The sequence below is a fragment of the Labilibaculum sp. K2S genome, from assembly GCF_030372765.1.
Classification (GTDB): domain Bacteria; phylum Bacteroidota; class Bacteroidia; order Bacteroidales; family Marinifilaceae; genus Labilibaculum.
The window spans coordinates 1-23845 of sequence record NZ_JAUCMW010000032.1 but is presented as its reverse complement, the minus strand read 5'-3'; the positions used below and the strand labels follow the sequence as shown (position 1 = coordinate 23845).

Genomic DNA, 23845 nt, shown 5'->3' with positions numbered 1-23845 from the left:
AGCCCGACCAATTTCCTTAATTTTTTAATAGGTAATTGGGAATGGTCTGATTAAATCAATCATCAACTTAATTAAAGAGACATCAATTAGGCATTATTTGTCCTTAATGGTCTACCTGGGAATGATAAAACAAGAAAATGAAAGCTCTACATATCTTTAAATCTTATTCGATCTTTACCGCTATTGTAACAAACCATTTTCGATTGAAAGGTGAGAGATTTTATAATTGTGAAAGTGGATTCTATTAGAGATTGACTCGAAATTACCTATTCATTTTAACTCATGCAGAATTACTTTGTCATTAAGGATCTCCAATTCTCCATAATAGTAAAAGAGACGCTAAGGCATTACCGTAACAAAAACCATCATTAATTTGATCCAGTTCAAGTTTGAGTTAGTATGGAGTTACAATTTTAGCTTACAAAAATAGTTTGACAAATAAGCACTCTAAATTTCAGAAAATTATAATCAACACTAAACAAATTAAATTTTCAGATCCTAAAATTCATGATTAATGAGATTATTTAAAAGCACTGGTCATCACTTTCTTAAATTATAAATTTCCAGATATTAGTATCACCAACAACAAACTTACCGTCTATGTCTTAAAGAAAAATTGAGAGCAAATGTATACGCTCCTTTCTAATACATTTTCCAATACTTTGATACTCTACTTTCTGATGTCAATGCATATTATCCATTTTACTCACCTAGAGATAACCCACTTTTTACAATATAGAAGATAAAAAGAGTCATATCAGATAGTTGAAATAAGATTCTTTTTAAATTGGTGCCGGTTTATTATCCAAGACTGAAATTTAGTAACTAATTATCAAGACCAATAATCTTAACTTTTCTATTCTAAAAAATAAAAGTAGGCAAGTTGGAGCAAGACTCTTTAAAGGTTGGCGTCGACCTACTCTCCCACCACTGGCAGTACCATCGGCGCTAACAAGCTTAACTTCTCTGTTCGGTATGGATAGACTGCAATATAACGGATCAATTCAAAAAGTTGGTGGAGCAAAAGCAATAATTTAATTTTTGTTGTCTTAAATTTAGACCATAGATTCAACAAAAGATCACTACAAACTCTTACTTCAAGCTATTTTACCAGAAGAGACATTTTCCTACTTTGAGATCACTCAAGTTATTATTGATGAAAAGAGATTGGATGTTCTTCTGAATGAATTACATCAATTACCAGAAGAATTTTCATCTGAAAAGCTGATTTCAAAAGGCTTTCAGTCAGCAGTAATGATTCAAGATTACCCCATTCGCGAACGAATGGTTTACCTGCATGTTCGTAAAAGAAAGTGGCTGGTATTTGCTTTTTAAATCTGCAAACAATTGGACCAGAAGTCAGAAAAAACGTGCGGAAATTTTATTTGCTCAATATCCTGATATGAAAGAAGCATACATGTTAACACATAACCTGAGGTTGTTATTCACACAAACCAAAGAAAAAGGCATTGCTTATACAAAATTAGCTCATTGGTTTAGAAAGGTTGAAGAGTCTGGATTCCAGGCCTTCACAAGTATTAAAAACACTATCCATCATCATTATAAAGGTATTTTAAACTACTTTGATAATCGTAGAACAAATGCTTCTGCGGAATCTTTCAATGCAAAACTGAAAGCTTTCAGGGCATCACTTAGAGGGGGCAGAGATATTAACTTCTTCCTTTTTAGAGTAGCTAAAATATATGCATAAAAAACTTAAGCAGTATCCAATAAAGTTTGTAAGTAAAGTTATTCTCATATTGATGATGCAGTCATGAAATCGACCTATCTGGCCACAAGGGAAGCGACAAAAAAATGGACGATGCCAATTCAAAACTGGGGAGTGATACTCAATCAGTTTTTAGCTATATTTGAAGAAAGGGTCAGACTTAACTAAAGTCTAACCCTGGAAATATCACTTACACACTTTGCGGGACAGTGTCAAAACTTTACTCCACCTGATATTTGAATTGATCCTTATTTAGCATTATGCCTGTAAATATCCAAATCTCTTTGTTTTGCCTCCAGTTTCTCTTTTAATTCTTCAATGATACTCACATAAGATTCGATATCTGTTTTTGCATCTTCCAGATTAAGTAATTCAATTTTCGCCTCCTTTAACTCAAGGTAGGTAAGAATGATATTGTTATACATTCCAACATTCGAAACACTATCTTCTGCAATAAACTTATTTCTCATTACGGCTAACTCTGTTGAAATTAGCTGATCGGTAAATTCAATATTAGTGCCTTTAACTTTAATCATATCAATTAATGCCTTTACTTTATCCATTTTAAGGGCAAAATCACTGATTTGTTTTTTTTCCAAATTCAAGTAATTCAACCTATTATGCAAATATTTATTTTCCTTTTCGGGTACTTTTAAATTAAAAAACACAATAACAACAACCAAGGAAGTAGTTAACAGAAACAGGAAAAAGAAGCTAATAAACGCCTTTCTGCGTTGCTTTACATTTAGTGATTTCATCTATTTTATATTTTAAGTTTTTGTTCTATGAAACTTACCATATTATTTTCCCTTGCGTGTACAAAGATTTTAACATGGAGTTTAATATTTCAAAAACGTTTTACTGGTTTACATTCAATTTACATAGCACTATTCTTTACCAAAGAAGAAGGGTCTCTTTTTCTTTGCCGTAGTTGTTCCTTCAATTTTTTCTTCCATTAGTGTTTCTTCCTTAACAAAAAGATCGGTCTCTATTTTCTTGCCGATATAATCTAAACCTGAAAGAGTTTGCAACATATGTTCTAACAAACTAAGCAGCTTTACAGTTTTGTCAACAGATATACTAATTTTATTATGGTCGTAGCGATGCTTAATAACTCGATTTAATGCATCCTCAAACTCTCCTTCGTTAATATTACACCAATCCGATATATAAGTCATAAATTCATCCTTACCACATGCTTGCCATCCATCAATTGAATTCTTAACAATTCGAGCCAAATCCATCACCAAAATTACCATCTCAACAGGATAGTCATAAGGAGTTGCAATTCTATATCTAGAAAGAGTTACACTTAAAAAATCAAGCAACTTACAGCAAATTTCATTTAAAGCTTTGGCAAGAGGATTATCCTGCTTTTTCAGGCGGATTTTATTAACGATTGAGGAAGAAAACTTCTCAATGGAACTAATATGAGTTTCCACTTGCTTATAAACATCAAATAAATCAGGATTCGATGCAATAAACCTTGATGCAATAATATAATCAGAATCTACACCCCAACTTCCATCCATCTTTGTTATTTTACCAAATGCAAGATGATTTTGCCCCAATAAAATTTCCGATAATTCGTCCTCTTCTAAAATAGAAATTTTCATTTCGGGTGCTACAAAAGGTTTTCGAACCGGACTTTCCGCCACATTTGCCATTCCAATTGGTTGACGAGAAAAGGGATCTATAGATAAAACGACATAATATATCGCATCACTTTCTGTTTTGGGCAAATCACACTTAAATTCTTTTCCGTTTGTAATGGCGTAGGAAAAGCCACTAGGAAAAACAATATCTACAGGTTTAAAAGTTACCAAAAGTTGAATGTTATTATCAATATCCATCCACAAAAAATCTCTTTCACTCCTAACAAGTCCAAAATTTAGTGGCGAAACCGACAAACCAGCCACTCCCATGCTATTCTTGATGAATGAGTTCTCCTGAGCAATAAAATGCTTTTTATTAATATTCATGCCATCTACCCAATTTACTGGCAGAAACATATCATTTTCATTTACCATAGTTAATCGTTTTTAGAACCTCGCTTTTTTTTGTATCGTATCGTAACATTTATAATGTTGGTGCTATTTCTTCTTTCTGTCGAAAATTCTTTTATTAAAATATTTTTTCCTTCTACATCCTTAATTATTGCCTCAAAAGTCATTAAATCGCCATTACATCTAGCCATTAAATTTTTATTGCTCTCATAGAAATATTTCAAAAATTTCTCTTTATCTCCGACTCCTTCGGCAATCCGCTGAAGCATAACCGTTAACTCACCATCAGTGGGCAATGATTCATCTTTTACCATTTCCTTTTCAATCTCCTTAAACACCTGGTACACTTCTGGGGTTTCTGGAATATAATCCTTTTCTATTTCGCCATCCGACTTCTTAGCCGAGGTAATATTGTGTTTTTCAGTTGGTTTAACACGCACATATATTTTCTTTTGAGCAGTAAATTCCCTGTTTCCATCTACCACCAAACTAATCGTCTTATAACCTGGCTTAGTAAATGTATATTTTACGGATTTTCTTTTTGAATTCATCTGACTAGAACCATCAACTTGCCATTCCCATGAGCTTCCTCCTTGGGCACTGCAGGTAAAAACAGCCGAAGCACCAACATAAACCTGTTTAGGGCCTGCAATTCTTGGAATAACAACAACAGGCTCATCGTCCTTAATTTTCTCTATATGAATCGATTCCTGTAACTCATATCTATCATTAACGATAAGCGTAACTGTATAGTCTCCATACTCAGCATAGGTATGAATAGGCGACTTTTCATGTACCAATGCGGTACTGTCTCCAAAATTCCACTCGTAGGTATTATCACCTGCCGTATTATTTCTAAACTTCAACATTGCATTCGCCATATGTTTATCTCCTAACACCTCAAAACTAACTTCTGGAGGTGCCTGATAAGCAAAGTATTTAAAACCTAAAATCGCCAACAACGGAATCAAGAGAAGTATAAAAAAATTAGAAATCATTGAGTCAATCCTAAATTGACGATGTTCACCAGTATTTTTTGCCATTATTGTTTGAATATTTGCATTCCATTAATAAATAAACAGTAAGGATAAATATTACTTCCTCTTTCATCTAAAACATGCAATATTTCTCGTCCTTCAAGAACCATTGCATCCTCCTCCCCTATTTCACGTTTACTATTTAATTTGATATTTATAGTTCGTACAAAACCAGTTTGAGAATCCTGACTCTCCATCAATCCTTTTTCAATTACTACCTGTTCAATTCTTTCCCCCAAAACATCATACACCAATGCTTTAATGTCCTTTTCTGTCACAATTCTCCCTCCTGATAACATCATATACCTATTATTATATAATTGTTCATCAGAGTTTAAAACATTTCGAGCCCCAATCATAGGGGTAATAAAATAGCCTCCAGCTTGCTGAATAGATGCCCCTTTATATGGCAATATTGGAGTATTCGGTTTTATTCCTTTTAAAATTTTTCCGGCCGTGGTATAATATTTTACGAAAATTGTATCAGCAATTTCCTTATATTTTAAAAACATATACACGGGACTATGATACCTTTTCTTTTGGGTTACCGATTGCTGCAAACGAGCTATTATTTGCCCCAATACTTTCAGGTCATCCGAAAATTTACCATTATCGAGCATTGCAAATGCAGCACTTTCGTTCCTCAGTTTTCCAATCAAAAAATTAATCGCTTCACTGGCATTTTCTGTTGACATGCCTGCTACTCCATCCCTTCGTAAAAGAAATGTACCATTTTCCCATTCGCTTCCATTTTGGACTCCGTATTCCTCATAGATAACACCATCATCACCTTCCACCACATCAAGAGCAAAAAAAGCTTCCTCGTCCTGTAAGCTGATTACCGATAAGTTCTCACTACTCTTAAAAACCTTCTCTCTTTCGGTAAGATTAACCACTGGCAAGGCATTTGCAAAACAATTTACCGACGATAATATTCCGGAATCAAAATCCTCATTAAAGCAGATTCGCAACCAACAAATATTCTCATCTATTTGGGAACCATTAGCTTTAAAATCCTGTTCAGATGAATTTGTTTTCCTTATTCTTATGAATTGTCTATCGTAGTAGGACAAAACCTTTTTTTTAATACCGTTCAACTCACTTTTCGAACTTCCCCAATCGACCGTTAACTCTTCGTCTTCTTCGGAACTCAATCCGAATTTAACTTCTAATTTCTCGTCATTAAGAAAAAATTTTGCACTTCTCAATTGTCTGTAAAAAGTGTCCCGAACAGAGGTATTTTCTTTGTAATCGAAAAACAATCGAAACATACTTAAACCATCCGTATTTACAGGTATTTCAATGCCCAACAAAACATCGTTTTTATCCAGAACGATCCCTTTAAGAACATCCGATTCAATCCGTGATTTAAAGCGATAATCGGTCATTTGATAATATGCCGAGCTAGAAAGGATATACTTAACTCCTCCTTTAAAAAGAGAAGTCTCCTGAAGAGAAATAAATTGCAATTCCCGAAGCGCATCAAACTCGTTTCGGATCCGACTCAAGAATTTATAATTGGCAGGTAAACATGCAACCGAATCAGTAGGATTAATAATTGCTACAGAATAACCAGGCTGCACTCCACCATGAATGTGAGGAATCAACTGATTCATTAATTTTTGGGCTACACGATCCTGCACTTGGTCCATTTCGTGATAAATAGACTCACTTTCTGCGGCAAGTGCCGAAATTAGAATTCGTACCAAAGGATCAAAAGAGGACTCATCATACACTTCATCAATAGCCCACATCCGTGATGCCTGTTTCAACATCCTCTCTTTTATTAACTCTTTATGCTCCATTTACTTCATATCAATTTAATAGTAGGACAATGGCCCCATGAAGAAGTATCCCGAAAATGCAAATGGCTCGTCTGTTTGTGCCAACCTTCCTGTTACTTTCAAATCCAACTTCTTCTTCATACAGGTTACATTTTCCCCAACACCAATTAATGATTGCGAAAAACTTATTTCTATCTTTAGATTATCCAATCTATTTTCGTGATTTTTAATTGACAAACATAATCCTGATTTGATTTCTTCTTTCAGTCTGCTATCATTAATTTTATTATTAAAATCACTATCCCAGATGGAACAACCGAATGTTTCATCATACAAACAATCTCCTAAAGCTGTTGTTATGATTAGATATAGGTGTTGGGAAATAGATTCTTTCAAACTACAATGTTCATGATCTTTTTTTTCACACAACCTCCCAAATTTTAATGGTAACGAATAGTATATCATTCAAAATTATAATATTAATAAAACAATAATTAAACAAATCAAAATACATCCCAATCTATATTAACTAATGGTAATAAAACTACGAATTTATCAAAAAAAACAATCACTTCCATTTTTAATTTAACCAAAAAACATTTTAATAAATTACTTAATAAAATATAATAATTATATTTGTTATGTGCTTAAAGTAAATTATTAATAACTTTATGATTCTAAAGTGCCGGTTTCACGGCTTAAACTATTTCATATTGTTTAATCATAGAATACAACATGATAAAAATCGAGAATGGCTTAATAAAACTATCCGACGAAATTAAAAATGCCATAATAGTAGCACAATCATGCGCGAAAGAAAACAGCAATCCATGCTTTTCTCCCGCACATCTACTAAAAGGACTTCTGCACAAAAACAGTGGTATCCGAGAACAACTATTTGCAATGGATGTAGATGTTTACTATTTGGACGAATGGGCAGACGTTCGTATGGAGGGCTACCCAAAAGACAGCAAATTATCGAATCCAATTCCTGCTGATGATGGAGTAGAAAATATCTTTCAGGAAGCAGAAGAACTGAATTTACTAAACGAACAGTCAGAACTAAACTCGCTAAGTGTTTTAACAGCTCTAATAACTCCAGGTGTTGGCTTTACTTTCGACCAATTAAAAACATTCCCTCTTCAGCGCGATCAGTTACTTAATAAATTTTTTAGCAAAAATTCTACCGACACTGGCAAAACAAAAGAGAAAAGTTCAAAATCAGATCTGGAATATCTTGTTGATCTGACTAGCTTAGCAAAGAATCATCAACTTTCCCCAGTAGTAGCCAGAGATCAGGAACTATTAAACATTACAGAGACAATTGGCCGATTTACAAAACCACATGTGCTTATAACCGGCGAATCAGGAGTCGGCAAATCTGTAATAATTAACGGATTAGCAACTATCATATCGCAAGGAAAAGTTCCTGCACTACTCACACAATCAAGGGTATTTAAACTTCAAATGGAAAGTATTCTTGCCGGAGCTACCTATAAAGGCGAAATAGAAGACAGACTTCGAAAAGTATTTAAACAACTGGAACAGCTAAATCGTCCCATTCTTTTTCTAGATGATCTTCAGACGCTAATAGATGATAAATCGGGGAATACTGGAATAACACACCTTCTTAAATCGGAATTAAACAAAGGATACTTTGTTTTAATCGCAACCATTCCTAACGATTCATTCCGAAAGTTAATTGATGGCGACAGCGCTTTAAAAAGACTTTTTGAACACTTACATATTGAAGAACCGGATACTACTCATGCCATTGAGATGACCTTGAGTGCGGTATCGCAATTACAAGATCATCATAAACTAAACATACAGCCGGAACATATCTCCGAAGCCGTAACTCTTGCATCCCGTCACTTTAGCGAAAGAAAGTTACCCGACTCGGCAATTGATCTTATTGATCGAACCATGGCAGGAACCCGTGCTCAAATGGATACATTACCAAGTGAGATCGACCAATTAGAAAAACAACTAAAAGCAGTCGATTGCGAAACAAATGATATTGACATTATCGATGCAGGACTACGAAAATTTCTCACCTATATCGGGCAACCACAAGACGAGTCAGATGAACTTAGTGAACCTGTAACCAACTGTTACAAAATGATTGATATTTTACGACATGAAATATCCAATCAATCCGACGAAATTAACTTTCATAATTTAGCAACCACCGTTGCCAGGGTTAGTGGTATTCCTGTTGGTAAAATAATGACTCGAGAGCGAGATCGATTACTAGGCATGGAAGACACTTTAAAATCAGCAGTAATTGGTCAAGATCAAGCAGTAACTGCAGTTTGTGAATCCATACTCGAATCCCGTTCGGGACTTAACAGACCAGGACAGCCAATCGGTTCGTTTTTCTTTTTAGGACCAACCGGTACAGGAAAAACAGAACTTGGAAAACAACTTGCCAACTTCTTATTTCAGTCATCAGCATCCTTAATCCGCTTCGATATGTCTGAATTTAAAGAAGAACACTCTGCAGCTTTATTATATGGTGCACCTCCCGGATATGTAGGATATGAAGAGGGTGGTATGCTCGTAAATAAAATCAGACAAGAACCTTACTCGGTTGTTCTTTTTGATGAGATTGAAAAAGCTCACCCTTCTGTTTTCGATATTTTCTTACAAATACTTGACGAAGGCACCATACATGATCGTTTAGGAAAGACTGGTGATTTCTCCAATGCAGTAATTCTTTTTACATCCAACATTGGAAGCCAATCAATTGTTGATCAATTTAATGAGAATAAAACATTACCAACATCGGATAAATTAATGGAAAGCATGGCCAATTATTTCCGACCAGAATTCCTAGGTAGACTTACAGGGATAGTTCCTTTCGCCCCAATAACAAAAGAGAATATCACAAAGATTTTTAATCTTCAACTCAAGGAACTGACTGAAGCACTCAACCAACAAGAAATTGAATTAGAAATCAACAAAAAAACCAGAGAAAAACTCGCTGAAGAAGGATACTCTCCTCAATACGGAGCCCGCCCTCTTCGTAATATTATTCGCACCAGACTGCGCACTCCACTATCACGAATGATTATTGGAAATGAACTTCAGTCCGGACAAAAAGTGACTGTATCATTCGATAAAAATAAAATATTAAAGCTAAAGGTTAAATAAAACCAACTGCATTTCAAAGGAGCATTGACTAATCAACTCCAAATTCAACAATTATATTTTACGATAGAAACCTATTAATTAACATTTAAATAAAAAAATACAGAGCATGAACGGAAATTTTGAGCTTGGTGGAACAGAAGTAAGATTAGATGCCGGCGAGGCTATCCAGGAAATTCCACAAAACAAAACCCTATTAATCGAGAAACTAACTTACGACGCTCCGATTAAACCAGATATTGTGAAAGGTCTTTATACTGTTGAAGACGTTTTTCAACACTACAAACCTCAAATAGAAGTAGATTTTGAGACCTTGGAAGGAACCACACAAAAAGAAACGATTGGCTTTACAAACTTAGGAGATTTTGGCATAAAAGGCATAACTGCACAAAGTGAGTTTCTTAAAAGTTTAACCACTGAAAAAGAACAGCACAACAAAATAATTAAACAACTAAAAACAAATAAAATTTTAAAGGCTGCCCTTACCGATCCCGATGCCAAGGCTGCCCTTTCGGCTGCTATCAGCGGATTAATTGAAGAATTAAACGAATTGGAGAGATAATATAATGCTACAGAGCAAAGAGCAAATGGATAATTCGCTAGCAGCTAACGAATTACCACTGAAAGAGAATATAAGTAAATTGGCAAAATATGGTGGATTTGATCTGCTTGAAACAGCTATTGAAGGAGTTCAGAATATGAACCCTGAGCGTAAAGCCAGAAAAAAAATCTTCTTCACAGAAAACACAAAAAAAGAGGAACGAGAGCAATTAAAAAGAACTCTTGAAATATGGTCCGAAGCAATAAACCGCTCAAGCGACCTAAACGAGATGATCGACAGCAGTAAAGAAAAAGCCACAGAAACGGCTCAAACCTTGAAGAAAAACCTTGGCACGGTAATCGAACAAACCAGAGATTTGGAACGATCCTACCGAAGCATGGCTTTATTCTACAAAAACTCCGAACAAGATAAAGTAAAAAATATATCCATAATGAATGCGGATCCAGATCAAATTAAGGATTTGGACAACACCCGTTTCATAGATGCTGTATCATCTGAAATAAAGAATACTTACGATCGACTTGATCTTAGTGACAACTATGGTCTATTAGTTTTACCAGGTTATCTGGGATCTAACATGCTAATCGAAAAATGGGGTAAAATCGCTTACGACAACAAAGTAATGATGGTAACCGATTTTGAGCATTTGGATGAAGCTGATGATGTTATGGAAATGTTTAGCGCTGCAAACCTTTCGGGGGGTGACATGTTCCGCTCCAACGTAATGATGACCTGTAACTGGCTGGTTGGCAGAGGTAAATTCGACGAAGTAAACGAAGAAGATGATCTTTACGTTCCACCGGCAGGAGCATTAGCCGGTAAAGTTTACCAAACCCTTATGTCGCAGGTAACTGCAGGTAAAAAATTTGGTGGAATTAACGAAGTGCAAGGAGTTAAATTTGATCTTCGTAAAAGCGAAATTTCAAGCCTCGAAAAAATGGGATTAATCCCAATGGTTAACGAATATGGTAAAGTTATGGCCTTTTCGGCCAAAACTCTATTTAACGGTGCTAATCTAGGTCTTCAAACTTATTCGGTTGTTAGAGTATTTGATTACGTAACAAAAGTGATGATGGATTTTCTTAATCGCAGAGCTTTTGAGAATTTCAATGCCAAAACACGCAAGGAACTTTTAAAACAAATCATTCAATTTTTAGATACCATATCTGGTCCGGATAAACTAATTGAAAATTTTACAATTAAACGTTTCGAGCAGGACCCTATTCAAAAAGATAGAGTGCACCTTGACATTCATATGAAACCATATTTTCCAGCTAAGAACTTTCTAATAAAAATGGAAGGTCAAAAAGGAGATGATGGAAACGAATGGGACAGCGAATATGCCCAAGACTAGCCACTCCGGTAATTAAACCATAAAAAAAACAGGCTTACTATTCATTTAGCAAGCCTGTTTTTTTTGTCTTCAAATAGGTCAAGAACAAATTAATCATTTAACCTTTGACACACAATTACAGCGTTTTCTTTTATATTATTTCTATATACTGTTTGCTCTGTATTAACCTGTTTCCACCGACCAATAAAGCGAGGCCGACGATAAAAAATCCAACTATGCAGCTTACCATCCTGCCCACCGTAATTAATTAATTCTTCAGGATGTTTTTGATTATAATCATTAATAAAATGATAAAAAAACATTCCAAAATCCATTTTCTCCGGAGCACGAACTCTAAATCTTGACACAAACTCAGCATCTTTCGACTTTAAAAACTCCAAAGTAATAATATATGGATTCTTTAAATCCTCATATTCCGGTCGTACATATTTTTTATGGACAGGATATTCCCACTTCCTATAAATAGCCAAAGGGATATCCATTGCACTGTTAAATAAATAACGGAATATCCATGGGAGTATTGCACTAATTGTAGCGGTTAAAAAGAAATAATGCATCCCACTCACCCCAAATCGTCCGGCAATCTGTATAAACACAATAAAACCAATCAAAACTGTTACTAGTATAAACAAGAGTTGTGCTAACCATTTTAGCTTCTCGGACCATTCGAAATATTTCTCCAACGCCACAATCATCAAATAACCGAACAACAAACTCAACACCATAATAGCAATATAGTTGGAAGCTATACCGTAAAACATTAGATTACGAATTGTAAACAAAGCGCAAACAGTATAGGCAAGAGCCGCAACAAGAAAATATAAAATCATCTTCTTTCTATCATGTGCGAACAACTTTTTCAAGCTTTTTGAGAATGCAAAAAACATCGCTCCAAAAAAGAGAAACAATATAGAAACCGCATTAATATCCCCGGCTAGTAAATTTTTTAAAATCATAACTCTGATCTGTTTTTTTTTAGGAACTTAATACAGAAGAATAACCAAGAACACCAAAACCAGGAGATGAAAACTCCTGATCCGTTTTACATTTAAAATCGAACTCATATTCTACCGGCAATAAATACTCCATAATTTCCAGTATAAATTTATGAATTGATCCACCTTCCAAATAATCCTTAATTTCTTTTTCCACAACTCCCTCAATCAAAAATCGAACCATTGGAAGTTCTTCCGTCGTATCTCCCACAATAAAATTTCGACCCAAAGTAATTTCATTACCTCTTTTTTTCTCTTGGCTTTTTATGCAAATCAAGCTCTTTTTATAGGAGACAGACTTATTTAAAAACACCTGCAACACTTTACAAATCTTACGCAAATTTCCTTTTAAGGAATATGCCAAAGGAGCAAGTTTAAGTAAAAACTGCTTCTGACACTCTTCAAGCCCCCGGTGGATATCCCAAAATCCGACTAAAAAACTTTGAAATTGATGATCCTGATTTTTAAGCAAAGAAACTTCTTGTTGTTCTATCTTTACTAATATTCTAAATAATTCATTCTCGAAAGGTTTGAAAAAACTCCTAGCCTCACGCTCTTCTCTTTTTTGTTTTTGATGAAGCTGAATTAATTGCTGCACACTTTCTTTTCCACTTCCTTCATTCCTTTCATGAATAACTCCTTCGGGCAATAAATCGTAAATTCCATTTCTCGAAAGAAGCAAATTTACCTGTCCACGTTCTTCATTCATTCCCAACCGGGCCTTCTCTACGTCTCTTCTGAATGGCCTATTGAAAGCACTATTCATTTGAATCATCAAATTCTCGGGCGACACACCACTATCAAACAAAAGATTGGCAACTATTTCAGCTTTCAAATTAAATGGCAAACCATTAATATCCTGCATACACCCACTCAAGGTATTTTCATTCAACATCTTTTAAAATCTTAGCATTTGAAATTACATGAAACCCGTTAATTGAATCCCGTAAATGATGAAAACGAAGATCGCCTCCTGCATCCGCCGCAACAAAAACATCATTATCTAAATAAAACCCGACTTCCTTTACGGGACGAAAATTCTCTTTAAAAAAGACCAAATCTCCCTCCTCTAAAAAATGACAATCTTTAAACAAATAAGTTTTTCGTGCCTTATAAAGCTCTTTAAGCTCTGAAGGTAACTTAGTTCTAAGATTTAAATAATATAAGTATTGAATAAAACTGACATTTAAAGATCCCAATTTCGCCATATTTGAATCCTTAACCATAGTCCACTTATCAATATTTTGATACAAGGCAATATTCTTTATTTGATCCTTCTCTACGTGAAGAATCGATGCATACTTTTGTTTTAAAGCCACAATTGCAGGTTCATCATGATAAATTGTATTGTGAATAATTTTTTTAGACCCACAAGAAAACAAACCGCACAAACAAACCAACAGACCAATTGCCGGGATTAATCTCCCAAATTCATTCTTCCCAATAAATGATGAATTATTTCGCAACATTAATTAAAATTAAAGGTTTAAACAGATTTTACAGTGAATACAAAATCGGCTAACAAAATTATGAAAGATTATAACTAAGAAAAAATATTAAACCGTAATTCTTCATTAAAATAATGAAAAAGTCCCGAAACACCAATAAATAAAGTATTCTTATGTGTCATATAGGCTTAACTAAATAATCACACTAATAATAATTACTAGTAATCCAAACGAATCTATAATTATTTTTTGAGGAAAATTTCACTTAGCAGAATAAAAATACATAACCAAATATAAAACCTATTAATACTTGAGAATACAAAGAATAATTATTTTAAAAATATTTACATATAAAATATATATTTTCAAAAATCCACAAAAGCTCATTAACAAAAGGGAAACAGAGTATTTTTAATATGTTTATCCATAGGCAGAGTACGAAAGATATCAACTTTTACAATGCTGCATAATTGGATTTTAAAAATACTATTCATAATTTCACGATCGTATTATTATTATTATTAACATTTAAATTAAGTTTTATGTCATTTAAAGCAAAATTAAACGTAGGTGGAAAGACCATGAATGTTCTTTCCTGCAATTACGATTTAACTCAAGAAGTTGATGCCACCGGTCGTCCATCATCTGTTACACGTGGTGGTCGTATCATGTTAACAGTGGAAAGTACTGGTGATACTGATATGTTCGAATGGATGTGTAATAACTTTGAGAGAAAAGATGGCACTGTAACTTTCTTAAAGCGCGATACAGACGCTAAACAGAAAGAATTGTCATTTACTGAAGGATACCTTGTGAAATATGAGGAAAAATTTAATGCCTTTGATAATATGGCTATGGCTGAATCGTTTACCATCTCTGCCCGTGAAATTAAAATGGGTAATGGTGAGCACATTAATGAGTGGGTATAATCTTACCTAGGAAAGAGGGACGACATAAATTATGTCGTCCTTCCCAACTAAAATCAGGATACCATCACGTATTCCTAAAAGAGGGACGACATATTTATGTCGTCCTTCCTAACTAAAATAAGAATACCATCACGTATTCCTATTTAGGGTAAAAATATAAAATTACCTGAAAAAAGAATAAAAAAATCCTGACAAAAAAGAGGGTGTCCAAAATGTTTCGTTCTATTGTCATTCTGAACGTGTCGAAGAATCTTTCACTTTGAAAAACAGATGTTTCGACTTCGCTTAACATGACAATCCGGTATAAAATATTCCTTTTTGGACACCTTCTTCATTTTTAAATTTACCGACTCCGTTTTCTTGTTTTAGCAAACATCTAAACCATAATTAAACGGACAAACCTGTTTTTAACCCAATGTAAAACGCAATCAATATGTCATTTCTGGCTGAATTTATTATAGACAACTCTGTTGCAAAAGTAATTAATTGTCATTTTGGGATGGATCAAGCCATCACTGTTAACGGACGTGCTTCACAAAAACCTGTTGGTGGAGGAATTATTGAACTGGAACTGGAATCGACCTCTAGTACCGAATTTTTCGATTGGATGGCGTCTCCTGATAAACGCAAGAGTGGAAGTGTAACTTTTTATCGCAGGGATGCAATGTCTCGGTTAAAAAGACTTGATTTCACAGATGCCTTATGCGTTTCCTACCACGAGTATTTTCATTCTGAGGGTTCGCACCCAATGGTAACTAAAATGAAATTATCGGCACGGGAAATTAATCTCGAAAATGTTACAGTTGTTAATGACTGGAATGCTGAAGCTTAATCAGATAGGAAACATTCGATAGTAATTAAAACAATTAGAAAGCATTTCACGATGGAAAAATTCACCCCTTAAAATTCCAATTGCTGAAAAAGTAAATCCATACATAAAAATATACTAGTTAAAAACTACCAGCATGGCACTGCAAACAAATACAATCATAAAAATAGATGGAGTACAATATCCTAATTTTCTTGATTTACAGATTATTCAAGGAATAAATACCCATCACTATTTTGATATCACCATATTGTGGGAGCAATTTACCGGAGAAGGAAATGCAATCATCGATAAAACACAATCATTAATTGGACAACAGATAGAAATTTTAATTTCAGACAATGTTGGCGATTCAACCCTTCCGGATGGTACTTTTATCGGAATAATTACAGAAGCCGAATCCATAAAATCAGAATTCTCATCGGTTGGAGATCACATTCGGATTAAAGGATACAGTCCAACCATTTTATTGGAAGATGGACCAAACTGTATTGGATATGAAGAAAAAGACTTATCGGAAATAGTTCGTTTAGTTACTGCCTCTTATCAAAGTGGAACGGAAACCACCATCAATCCGATTACCCGAGATGTTTTTCCATACATAGTGCAATACAATCAAAGTGCTTTTGGCTTTTTAAGTCAGTTGGCTTCGCGTTTTGGTGAATGGTTTTATTACGATGGACAAAAAATAATTTTCGGATCGGAAACATCGGAACCATTACAATTAAAATATGGCATCGATTTGATGGATTTTAACCTGAAAATGCAAACTCACCCAAAAACATTTAACTATGTAACAAGGGATTACTATTCCAATGAAAAACTAGAAAGCTCGATAGCAGCTGGCACTGAGTTGCCAGGATATCATGCATTAATGGCCGAAAAATCGGAAGCTATGTTCGGGCAGGAAACCATAGTAGATTTTCACCGACACACTGCTGACGGAGATTTAAACCAAGCACTGGAAAATGCCGTTGTAAAACAAGGAGAAGCCAACGTTGCCCGAATGGTAATTTTAACAGGAAGTACTATGAATCCTGGTCTTAAAGTGGGTGGATTAATTTCTATTGCTCAAAAAACGGCCAATGGAGAAACTACTTATGGCACATTTATAGTCACCAAATTGATGCATACGTGTCAAATGTCCGGCGATTACAAAAATAATTTCGAAGCAATTCCAGAAAACGTTGTTTATCCTCCCTATACAAATGTGGCTCTATTCCCTCAATGTCAAACTCAAACGGCAATGGTTGTAGCTAATGCCGATCCTCAGAGTATGGGAAGAATACGAGTTCAGTTTAGCTGGCAATTAACTGCTCCTTCCCCATGGATTCGAATGACTCAACCTCATGGTGGCGCTGATAAGGGATTCCATTTTATTCCTGAAATTGGAGAAGAAGTAATGGTAGGTTTTGAAGCTGGAAACGCCGAAAAACCTTTTGTAATTGGAGCCCTATATCATGGAGCGGCCAAACCGGAAAGCTTTACAACCGATACCAACGACATAAAAGCCATTCGAACACGAAGCGGACACACCATAGAGCTGAATGATACTGATGGAGAAGAAAAAATAAACATATACGACAACGAAGGCAGTATTATTACTTTCGATACACAAGCCAAATCGTTAACCATTAGTTCGGTGGAAACAATTGATATCAGCGCAAAAAACATCAACATTTCGGCCGAAGAAAATATACAAATTGCTGCACAACAAAATATTGGAATTGCTGCTCAGGCCGATGCAAATATGCAGGCTGAAGGAAATCTCGCCCTTCAATCGACTGGAGACACAACTGTAAATAGTAGTGCTGCTTTAACTCTTGCAGCCACTACCGATGCCGCTTTGAGTGGTCAAAATGCAAGTGTTGCGGGACAAGCAGAAGCTGGATTATCGGGAATGCAAGTAAAGGTTGAAGGACAAATGACTGCCGTACAAGGAGCTAGTGGCAAAATTGAAATCATGTAAACCAATGAAATTTTAGCAAAATGATAAAACCTCAAATGATTGTAGCTGTAATTATACACTCACTAATGGCCCTTAGTTTTTTGGGCGATCCAGATTATTCGTTTCTGTCTTATTTAGTTGGTGCAATTGTACTCTGTAATATAATTGGCATCGTGCTTATTACTACCAATAAAAAGATCTTGGGAGCTAAAATATTTATGATTTCATCAGCTATACTGGTTCCAATTGGACTAATTGGTGCGATTGGAGCCAGAAAGATAATTGACGAAGAAAAAAAGAAAAACTTTTATAATCAGTAATAAAATATCTTGGAAGCAATAAAAGTTATTAAACCAAGTAAGAAATTTGTGAATCAACAATTTCTTATTGGTGGAATTATGTTGGTTGGTGGAATCTTAGCTATTGCAAATGGAATACCTTATTTATTAGGAATGAGCATTTTGGTATTAGGAATGGCATTTTCGCATCAAAACCGAAAAATGATACAATTGTTTGAACAAAACATGGAAATTAAATTTGCGCCGTTGGCTTCGGCGAAATTTATTAAGTATGGCGACATTATCAAAACAGAAAAAGTAAGCGACAAAAAAATATTTGTTCATTACAAAGATGGATCTAAAACTACAAAACTTAGAATTCCGGTACACATGATAGAACAAGATGATTTAAGCAAATTCTTAGAAGTGGTAAATAACAAAAAAGCAGCTTAAACTTTCATTTAAATCATATACAGCCATGGCAGGAAAACCAATTGCAACAATAGGAAGTATGCACGTGTGCCCAATGTGCAGTGGATTAGTACCACATGTTGGAGGCCCAATAGTTGGCTCCGGAGCACCCAATGTTTTAATTAATGGAAAACCTGCCGCTCTAATGGGCGATATGTGCGTTTGTGTTGGTCCACCCGATGTGGTCGCTCAAGGCAATCCATCTGTACTTATTAACGGAGTACCGGTAGTTTGCCAGGGAGATATGACTGCACACGGAGGAGTTGTGGTGTCGGGCGAGCCAAACATCTTAATTAGCACCTCTGCCCCCTCGCCTACAGCAACAATGCCCTTGTCCCAAATTCCTTTTCCAGAAATACGACTTGTAGATAAATTAGGCGCTGCCTTAAGCGGAGGAGTCGCCGATATTACCGAAGCACAAGGAAATATTGAGGCCATTCAGAGAGGGAATGCTGAGGGAGAGCCGAAGATTTATAATGTACAGTGGGTGAAAGAACAAAAGCTGGTTCGAGAATCAAAAGTAATTAAGGAAGTTACTCTAAGAGCCAGTGTTTTAAATATTCCTGATGGTGAGAGTATTTCTTTTAAAGTTAAGAAACCTGCTGTAAACTCTCAGGGGAATGAAGAACAAGAAGAGCAGGTTACCGAATTAACAGGAACGGTGAGCAATAATCAAGTTGAAGTTAGTTGGGAAATAGAAGATCCTGAAGAGCAAGAAAATAGCGAAGAAACTCAAAATTATTAAGTTATGGCAAATGAAAATTTAGAGTTGGAAGAGAAACAGGTAAAAGAATATGATGATAAATTGTTAGATTATCTATTCACTTGTGAAGGAGGAGGCGCTACAGTCGCTAAAAGTTCAACCTTAGCAACTAAAAAGCCTGGTATTCGCTTGCATTTTTCAAGATACGCATTGTTTCCTAATCGTTGCAAGGATCAATCATCAGATAATAAAGTTATTAGTTCTCATCAAGGACAGGAGACAGAAACCATTGAAGAAGTATTTCCTGCAGGGGCTCCACCAATAGAAGGTTTTTTTTATGCAAAAACATACTTGAATGCAGGCTATGTGTACATTATGGATGAAGGAAATCCAAATCTTTGGTACGAATACGAAGTAAATGATTTAGGAAATTTACGTCCTGTTTATTGGGCAGATAATAAAGATTCCAATGGTAACTATCTCGATATCCGAAAATCATCTGCTAAAGCAATTTCAAATAAAACCTTTAAGCAAGGTACCGCATTGTGGATTGCTTTTTCGCCAGTTCAATGGTCCATCGATTACCATACACTAATGCGTACCAACACGCAACGAAGAGCAGAACGTATGGTGAAAGTTGTTTGTTCCGGATTTGAGCGAAATGCCACAAGCGAAGTAGAATATATTACTCCATTCGATTCAACTTTTGGAATATTTCCTGCAGAACAAAAACACCAGGCATTTTGGTTGAATAATACCATGAAAGAAATTATTGCCGATGATAATGCTACTATAGCAAAAGATCCTCAAGCTTTAAAAGAGGATATGTTTGTTACTTTGCATTCTCCTTTAGCATGTGTTCTTGATATAAATTACCAACTGGGTATTAAAAATATTGAATTTAGATCACTTGTTGAAAACATCCAAACTGGACAAACTATTAAAGTCATCAAGGATATATTAATGGCTGGAGATATCGATATTCCTCCTATTAGTGCTGAGCATCAATCATTATTTTCTCTTGCTCTAGCTTGTTATCAAATAGTTTACTCAGATAGAGAAACTACAGAAAAATATGACGGCGGAAAGCCTGAGGGCAATTGGAACGATACACATTTCCCAAGAGAACTTGCGAAGCAAAATAAAGCAGATCAAGTAGCCAGTGAACGAAAAAGACAGAATCGAAGTTATAGTAGAGGATCTGGTAATGGATATGCTCAACTTGGAAGAGCAATGCAAACAGGAAGCCAAATGGATCCGAATAGATATCACAAAGAACTATATATCGGTAATGGATTGGATAGACAAAAAATCGAAGGTATTCTTGGAGTATTGGATAGACAAGAATTGAGAGGTGAGCTCATAGAATTAAGAGAAAAACTAGCAAATTTCCTTAATTCCCAATATTGTAAAAAAATCTTAGATGACTACTTACACAATATCGAAGCATTCAAACTAGATGGAATGTCAGGCATTGCTGTAATTTTCGAAAACTTGTTTGTTAGCCCGTACGATATAGATAATCATCTTTTACTTAAAAAAGACAGGAAAAAAGATGATAAAATAAAAAAATGGATCTATGAATTAATTGATGAAAAATCAGTTCACTCGGATGTTACCCAAACTGGCATCAAAAGCCAAACTGCAGGTTACCAAAATATGGATCCATTACATGCTTTAATGTCTTCAGATTTAAATCTGGAACATACTTGGGAAGAACATTTAGGGGCAGAAGTTAAAATGGCTGGTTTTGGAAGTGCCGTGTTAGGTTTCCTGACCAAAAAAGCTTTTGATCTTAAAGTGATAGATGGTAAAAAATTACGAACCTTAAAGGAAGTAAAAGAATTTGTTGTCAAAAAACTGCAAGCCAAATATAAATACAAAGGGAACCCCATATATTTGCTGCGTAAAAGTGAAATGTATATGCAGCTAGATGCTTTCGGTGTAACGGGAGAAACACTAAAAACATATGTAAGAGTAGCTCCTTATGCCGGACGAAAAGATTGGTTAAGGATATATAAAGACTCTCCAGATGTGCATGTAGAAATTGATGGTCCCAACAAAATGATTTCTATGCCTATTGAGTACGATGTAGAACTATCGCAACGAGATGTACAACTCAATAAAATTAACCAAAAAGCCGCTAAAATATTAAATAGCAAAACTTTTACTACAGGTATTGCTGGTTTGCAGATGTTAAACATGTATAATGCAGTAACTGAGTTTGGAAAGGCACATAACAATATTGAAAAGTTAAAAACAGGAGCAAATACAATTGGTGTAGCTGCTGATTTAACAGAAGCCATATTAAATGTACAAAAGGCAAGGTTGACAGCTAGAGGAGTTCAGGTGATTGGAATGAAAGATTTATTTAGAGCAAGTAAAGTATTTGGAGCCATAGGAGGCTTTGCTACTTCAGCCATGTGTGTTTGGGATTCGGTAGATGCCTTTAGTGATTTGGATGTTGATGCTGGTGTGGCTTGGGCAGGAGCTGGTGTGGCATATGGTGTATCCACGGTTATGATAACTTTTTGTAGTGGTATGGCCTTTGCCGGACCTATTGGTTTAATTGCAGCAGGAGTAGGCTTAGGGTTAGTTGTACTTGCCAATATATTAACCGATACCGATTTGGAATATTACTTTAAACACTTTTTGTTGTGCGATCAACTGGCTTTAGAAAAAAAAGTAGGCCAATTACCAGGTACTTATGCAACATATATATTGGAAAACAAAAAAAAGTTAATGGGCGAAGCTCCTGAACAAAAAGATATAAATACAATAATGAATCCAGACGATGCTCAAGTGCGCTTATGGGATTTATTAGTTTGTACACAGATGCTATTTGTTCCCATAGATTCAAAAATGACATCTTATACATCGTACTCAAGCATTGGAGCCTCTACAAGTAATACAATAAAATATTATAGTTTTGATGTTACTATGCAGTTTATGCAATTTTTAGAGCTAGATAGTGAGGTGGAAACCAAGGTATTTTTATATCCTAAAGGATTCAAAAGGGATCAGCCAATGGAAATTTTATCAAAGAAAATTTCCACAAATAAAATGTTTGAAATTAACATAGACCAAAAGCATACCAATAGTTTGAAAATAAAATTAAACATACCTTATGCCTATAAAGATCAGGTAACCGAATTCAGCGATATATTATTTGCAGTCCGCATTAACAATAAAAATACATCTTTCCCATTCTTAAAAAATGAGAATGAAAAAAGATATCTCGGAACAATAGCTGACTTAGGAACATTAACTCCTATTTTAGGAACAAAACAGACCGAAGAAATAAGAATTGGAACAATAAATGAGTTAAAAGGGAAAGATATATGGCAGTAAAAAATAATTCTAAAGACAATAAAGATCCATTATATCGCAAAGTAACTCATTCCGAATATACTGGAATAAAAAAAATAGGTGATAAAGGGCCACAAAGCTGGTTGCAAAAAGTGATTGTTCCTTTAGATAAGTATTTTTATAAGGGTAATATGGGTGGTCAAACAGTAACAGATGAATTTGTTGAATCTCCCGCACAAGCCTATATAGCTCCATTAATTTTTGGAGGAGTAGCTTCATTATTTGTTTTATTATCATTGTACATTCTTTTTACTAATGATGAAATTGATGGATCTGGTAATGAATTTATTTATTACACATTATCAATAAGCATATTAATATTATTATTTATTATTTATTATTATTTCACAATGCCAAAAAAAGAAATAATACTAAACAGAATGGATGGCACCATAACTTTTCCAGGTTTTATGTGGAAAAAGAACATTACTATGCCTTTCGATAAAATTAAGTTCTCGTACACATCAGGAGGTCCGAATTTTATAGGAGCTTACATGCTGGTTATTGTTAGGCCAGATAAGGCGGGTTCAACTCTAGGATTTCCATTTCCTGGAATAGATTGTTATCAAGATTTAGCCTATTTAACTTGGTATATGGATAAAAACCGGCCATTGCCTCCAGCTGAAGATTTAGATGCTTACCGCGAAAAAGATTTCGAGCGTCGCAAAAAGGGAAAGTTTAAAAAACCTTTATACCGCAGTCAAATTCCTACACCCGAAGCTACTCCTGAACAGCAAGCCGAAAGAGAAAGGATAGGAGGATGGTAATCTAATTCAAACAAAAAGATGTCTAATAAAGAAAAACATCAATTTGGATTTCCTACAAAAGACCGGACAAAAAGTTACGCCACCATTTTATAATAATTAATTCCAAAATCCAGAGGACTGAGACAGCTTAAGTATGAGTGTCTTCTTTTTCTATTATAGCAGATTTCTATAAATTAAGCAATACAAATTTTCGTATGAAAGAACGGGTTCTGGAGTGATAAACGAATGAAATATTTTCCTGTTACTAATCTTTAAATTGTCAAATCATGAGCTCTTTGGTACTGTAAAACAAAATCTGGTTCCTTTTCCCTCTTCACTTTTTACCCAAATTTCACCACCTTGTTTTTCTACAAATTCTTTACACAGCACCAAGCCAAGTCCTGAACTAGGTTCGGATCAAGCAATAAATTTGGGGAGCTCTTATCAGGCATAAATATTTGATAATCTGAATAGAAAAAAAGGAATGTCTCTCACACCTCTTTG

Annotated in this window: 21 protein-coding genes and 2 pseudogenes; 14 read left to right on the top strand and 9 right to left on the bottom strand. The window is 34.9% G+C overall.

The genetic code is table 11. The features are described 5' to 3' along the window. Positions 1-1062: 1062 nt before the first annotated feature. From QUH73_RS20995 to QUH73_RS20990, 3 genes and pseudogenes are all read left to right on the top strand, one after another. Positions 1063-1335, top strand: a complete 273-nt coding sequence (locus tag QUH73_RS20995; RefSeq protein WP_442913430.1) for an ISAon1 family transposase N-terminal region protein — start codon at positions 1063-1065, stop codon at positions 1333-1335. Then, on the top strand, positions 1298-1711 hold the full coding sequence (locus QUH73_RS19875) for a transposase (protein ID WP_289532194.1): 414 nt from the start codon (positions 1298-1300) through the stop codon (positions 1709-1711). Before QUH73_RS20995 ends, QUH73_RS19875 begins: the two co-directional genes overlap by 38 nt. A 51-nt stretch (positions 1712-1762) precedes the next feature. Further along, positions 1763-1897: pseudogene (locus QUH73_RS20990) on the top strand (IS256 family transposase); the annotation flags it as partial. Between the two features lie 80 nt (positions 1898-1977). Here the strand turns inward: QUH73_RS20990 and tssO are convergent. The 5 genes from tssO to QUH73_RS19850 all read right to left on the bottom strand — a co-directional run bounded on the left by tssO (position 1978) and on the right by QUH73_RS19850 (position 6985). Next, positions 1978-2487 carry a type VI secretion system TssO gene (tssO, locus tag QUH73_RS19870; RefSeq protein ID WP_289532193.1) on the bottom strand — a complete coding sequence of 170 codons (510 nt, stop codon included), beginning with the start codon at positions 2485-2487 and terminating at the stop codon, positions 1978-1980. A 129-nt stretch (positions 2488-2616) separates the two neighbouring features. Continuing rightward, on the bottom strand, positions 2617-3759 hold the full coding sequence (locus QUH73_RS19865; protein ID WP_289532192.1) for a hypothetical protein: 1143 nt from the start codon (positions 3757-3759) through the stop codon (positions 2617-2619). A 2-nt stretch (positions 3760-3761) separates the two neighbouring features. Further along, on the bottom strand, positions 3762-4778 hold the full coding sequence (locus QUH73_RS19860) for a PKD domain-containing protein (protein WP_289532191.1): 1017 nt from the start codon (positions 4776-4778) through the stop codon (positions 3762-3764). Continuing rightward, the gene (locus tag QUH73_RS19855; protein WP_289532190.1) at positions 4778-6577 is read right to left on the bottom strand and encodes a hypothetical protein; all 1800 of its coding nucleotides are present in this window, start codon (positions 6575-6577) and stop codon (positions 4778-4780) included. The genes QUH73_RS19860 and QUH73_RS19855 overlap by 1 nt, the downstream gene beginning before the upstream one ends. 15 nt (positions 6578-6592) lie before the next feature. Then, on the bottom strand, positions 6593-6985 hold the full coding sequence (locus QUH73_RS19850) for a GPW/gp25 family protein (protein ID WP_289532189.1): 393 nt from the start codon (positions 6983-6985) through the stop codon (positions 6593-6595). 306 nt (positions 6986-7291) lie between these two features. On the opposite strand from QUH73_RS19850, the gene QUH73_RS19845 reads away from it, so the two are divergent. The 3 genes from QUH73_RS19845 to QUH73_RS19835 all read left to right on the top strand — a co-directional run bounded on the left by QUH73_RS19845 (position 7292) and on the right by QUH73_RS19835 (position 11625). Next, on the top strand, positions 7292-9712 hold the full coding sequence (locus tag QUH73_RS19845; protein ID WP_289532188.1) for an AAA family ATPase: 2421 nt from the start codon (positions 7292-7294) through the stop codon (positions 9710-9712). 106 nt (positions 9713-9818) lie between these two features. Continuing rightward, on the top strand, positions 9819-10271 hold the full coding sequence (locus QUH73_RS19840) for a hypothetical protein (RefSeq protein WP_289532187.1): 453 nt from the start codon (positions 9819-9821) through the stop codon (positions 10269-10271). Between the two features lie 25 nt (positions 10272-10296). Beyond that, positions 10297-11625, top strand: a complete 1329-nt coding sequence (locus QUH73_RS19835; protein ID WP_289532186.1) for a DUF5458 family protein — start codon at positions 10297-10299, stop codon at positions 11623-11625. Between the two features lie 89 nt (positions 11626-11714). Here the strand turns inward: QUH73_RS19835 and QUH73_RS19830 are convergent, their stop codons facing one another. The 3 genes from QUH73_RS19830 to QUH73_RS19820 are packed head-to-tail and all read right to left on the bottom strand — an operon-like array spanning position 11715 to position 14089. Further along, positions 11715-12581 (bottom strand): TssN family type VI secretion system protein, encoded by an 867-nt coding sequence (locus QUH73_RS19830; protein WP_289532185.1) that lies wholly within the window; start codon positions 12579-12581, stop codon positions 11715-11717. A gap of 19 nt (positions 12582-12600) precedes the next feature. Continuing rightward, complete coding sequence (locus QUH73_RS19825; RefSeq protein ID WP_289532184.1) at positions 12601-13515, bottom strand: hypothetical protein; 915 nt, start codon at positions 13513-13515, stop codon at positions 12601-12603. Beyond that, positions 13505-14089: an NlpC/P60 family protein gene (locus tag QUH73_RS19820; protein ID WP_289532183.1), complete on the bottom strand. Its 585-nt coding sequence runs from the start codon at positions 14087-14089 to the stop codon at positions 13505-13507. The genes QUH73_RS19825 and QUH73_RS19820 overlap by 11 nt, the downstream gene beginning before the upstream one ends. A gap of 521 nt (positions 14090-14610) precedes the next feature. On the opposite strand from QUH73_RS19820, the gene tssD (QUH73_RS19815) reads away from it, so the two are divergent. The 8 genes from tssD (QUH73_RS19815) to QUH73_RS19780 all read left to right on the top strand — a co-directional run bounded on the left by tssD (QUH73_RS19815) (position 14611) and on the right by QUH73_RS19780 (position 23362). Beyond that, positions 14611-14997, top strand: coding sequence for a type VI secretion system tube protein TssD (gene tssD, locus QUH73_RS19815; RefSeq protein WP_101261654.1), 387 nt, complete (start codon positions 14611-14613; stop codon positions 14995-14997). Between the two features lie 433 nt (positions 14998-15430). Next, positions 15431-15829 carry a type VI secretion system tube protein TssD gene (gene tssD / locus QUH73_RS19810; protein ID WP_101310940.1) on the top strand — a complete coding sequence of 133 codons (399 nt, stop codon included), beginning with the start codon at positions 15431-15433 and terminating at the stop codon, positions 15827-15829. A 133-nt stretch (positions 15830-15962) separates the two neighbouring features. Continuing rightward, positions 15963-17795 carry a type VI secretion system Vgr family protein gene (locus QUH73_RS19805; RefSeq protein ID WP_289532182.1) on the top strand — a complete coding sequence of 611 codons (1833 nt, stop codon included), beginning with the start codon at positions 15963-15965 and terminating at the stop codon, positions 17793-17795. A gap of 20 nt (positions 17796-17815) precedes the next feature. Then, positions 17816-18094, top strand: a complete 279-nt coding sequence (locus QUH73_RS19800; RefSeq protein WP_289532181.1) for a hypothetical protein — start codon at positions 17816-17818, stop codon at positions 18092-18094. A gap of 9 nt (positions 18095-18103) precedes the next feature. After that, the gene (locus QUH73_RS19795) at positions 18104-18505 is read left to right on the top strand and encodes a hypothetical protein (protein WP_289532180.1); all 402 of its coding nucleotides are present in this window, start codon (positions 18104-18106) and stop codon (positions 18503-18505) included. A 25-nt stretch (positions 18506-18530) separates the two neighbouring features. Beyond that, positions 18531-19268, top strand: coding sequence for a PAAR domain-containing protein (locus tag QUH73_RS19790; protein WP_289532179.1), 738 nt, complete (start codon positions 18531-18533; stop codon positions 19266-19268). 3 nt (positions 19269-19271) lie between these two features. Beyond that, on the top strand, positions 19272-22577 hold the full coding sequence (locus QUH73_RS19785; RefSeq protein ID WP_289532178.1) for a toxin VasX: 3306 nt from the start codon (positions 19272-19274) through the stop codon (positions 22575-22577). Further along, positions 22568-23362 (top strand): hypothetical protein, encoded by a 795-nt coding sequence (locus QUH73_RS19780; protein WP_289532177.1) that lies wholly within the window; start codon positions 22568-22570, stop codon positions 23360-23362. The genes QUH73_RS19785 and QUH73_RS19780 overlap by 10 nt, the downstream gene beginning before the upstream one ends. A gap of 264 nt (positions 23363-23626) precedes the next feature. Here QUH73_RS19780 and QUH73_RS20985 read toward each other — a convergent pair. Then, a pseudogene (locus QUH73_RS20985) lies at positions 23627-23737 on the bottom strand (ATP-binding protein); the annotation flags it as partial. Positions 23738-23845 lie beyond the last annotated feature (108 nt).